Origin of the sequence: Mesorhizobium sp. M7A.F.Ca.MR.362.00.0.0 (assembly GCF_004023175.1) — a bacterium.
In the GTDB taxonomy this organism is placed as follows: domain Bacteria; phylum Pseudomonadota; class Alphaproteobacteria; order Rhizobiales; family Rhizobiaceae; genus Mesorhizobium.
Map to the genome: position 1 here is coordinate 1 of NZ_RZTF01000652.1, position 2,039 is coordinate 2,039.

Consider the following 2,039-nt stretch of genomic DNA (forward strand, 5'->3'; position numbering starts at 1 on the left):
GCCCGCACTCTTTGGCCTCCCGGCCGTCACTCGGAATAATCCGGCACTCGGAGTTATGCCGCTAATTCCGAACCCGGAATTAGCGGCATGCCTTCGCGGTCCACCGCCTCACGAGCTGGGCCGAGGAAGGCATCGATATTCACGCAAAGCTCCCCTGGCTATCAGCCTATCTCGGCCATCAGAACATCCTCGGCACCGAGGTCTACCTCAAGGCGACGCCGCAACTGCTGGAGCTGGCAAGCAACCGGTTTGAACAGCATGTGCACCGCGCACGGCGCCCCCAATGAGCCAGGTCGCATCACAGGCGCTTTTCGCTCTCGTCGAGTCCTTTTTCACCAACTATCTGCCCCGCCAGCGCGGCGCGAGCCCGCACACGATCCGCGCCTATCGCGATACGCTCAAGCTGCTGCTGTTGTTCGTGGCCGAGAGTCAGAACCGCGAGGTCGCCGCGCTCAGGCTGGACGATCTCGACGCCAATATGATCGCTGCGTTTCTGGATCATTTCGAGACCACAAGGTCCAATTCCGCCGCCACGCGCAACTGCCGCCGTGCCGCGCTGCGCAGCTTCTTCAAACACCTTCTGCGCAACGACCTTGACCACGCGCTCCGTTACACACAGGTGCTGGCGCTGCCATCGAAACGGACGCGACTTCGACCTGCCCACTACCTTGAAGCTCATGATATTCGGGCCATCATCGAGGCCCCCGATCGACGGACCCGTCAAGGCTGGCGCGATCATACGCTGCTGCTTTTTCTCTACAATTGCGGCGCGCGGGTCAGCGAGGTGACCGGCCTGCTGTGGGGTGATCTGCAGCTGATGCCGCCACGGCAGGTCCGTCTGCGGGGCAAGGGCCGCAAGGAACGGCTCGTGCCGATATGGTCCCAAACGGCCGATGCACTGCGCCGCCTACACGGCATGACGGCCGAGGATCAGCGGCATGTTTTCGTCAACCGTCACGGTCAGCCCCTGACCCGCGATGGCGTAGCCTACATCCTGGCCAAGCATACCTCAGCAGCAGCCCAGGATCGGCCGACCCTGGCGCGCGATCGCATCACACCGCACGTTTTTCGTCACAGCTGCGCCGCAGCGCTGCTGCAGTCGGGCACCGACGTGACCGTAATCCGCGACTATCTCGGCCACGCCAGCATTGCGACCACGAGCCGCTACATCGCCACTAACCTGAAGATGAAGCGCGATGCGCTGCAAAGATTCTGGAAACATGCCGATCTCGAACCGGCCCAGACCAAGCCGTGGAAGCCGAAGCCAGACTTGCTTTCTTTCCTCCAGTCGCTGATTTTATGTCGACAAACGCCGCCGACTTTCCCGCCAGAATCCAGCTTCTCAGCGGCAGTACTCGAGATAAAACTTCGCCCTGGATAATGTGACCAGCAGGCCGCCAGCGTCAGCGCGCCATCGGCGCGCCTGGCATCGGCGAGACGGTTATAGGCGCCCCATCCATCGACCTGAAGCAATCCGGTATAGCCGGCGAGATGGCGCTCCACGTTCTCGCCGCCACGGCTGTCCTCGAAGCGGTAGGCAACCATGGGCGGTGCCTGGCCGCCGAAGGTTCGATCGTCCCGCGCATAGGTCCATAGCCATGCCGTCTTCGTCTTGCCGGCGCCCGGCGACAATGTCGGCAGGGTCGTTTCGTCGGCATAGACCCGCTCGCCCTCCTTGATCAGCGCCAGGATGCGGTCGGCGAGCGGGGCGAGATGGAAGCCGACATGGCCCATCCAGTTCGCCATGGTGTTGCGGCTGATCTCGACGCCGTCGCGGGCATAGATGCCTTCCTGGCGGTAGAGCGGCAGGCCATCGGCATATTTGGAGACGGCGACATGGGCGAGCAACGCTTCGCTCGGCACGCCGGCCTCGACAATGTGACCGGGAGCCGGCGCCTGGCTGACACCCTCCTTGCACTGCGCGCAGCCATATTTGGGACGGCGGGTGACGATCACGCGGAACTTCGCCGGTGTCACGTCGAGGCGCTCGGACACGTCTTCGCCGATCCTGACCGGCTGGCAGGAGCCACAGGCGCAGG

1 protein-coding gene and 1 pseudogene are annotated in these 2,039 nt (G+C 63.4%); one reads left to right on the forward strand and one right to left on the reverse strand.

Annotation, left to right across the window (positions count from 1 at the left end; translation table 11 throughout):
* Nucleotides 1–283 precede the first annotated feature (283 nt).
* Complete coding sequence (locus tag EOC06_RS36440) at nt 284–1,381, forward strand: site-specific integrase (RefSeq protein WP_128310059.1); 1,098 nt, start codon at nt 284–286, stop codon at nt 1,379–1,381.
* On the opposite strand, the pseudogene EOC06_RS36445 reads toward EOC06_RS36440, so the two are convergent.
* Nucleotides 1,381–2,039 (reverse strand): annotated as a pseudogene (locus EOC06_RS36445) (IS66 family transposase); the annotation flags it as partial. The gene EOC06_RS36440 and the pseudogene EOC06_RS36445 overlap by 1 nt on opposite strands.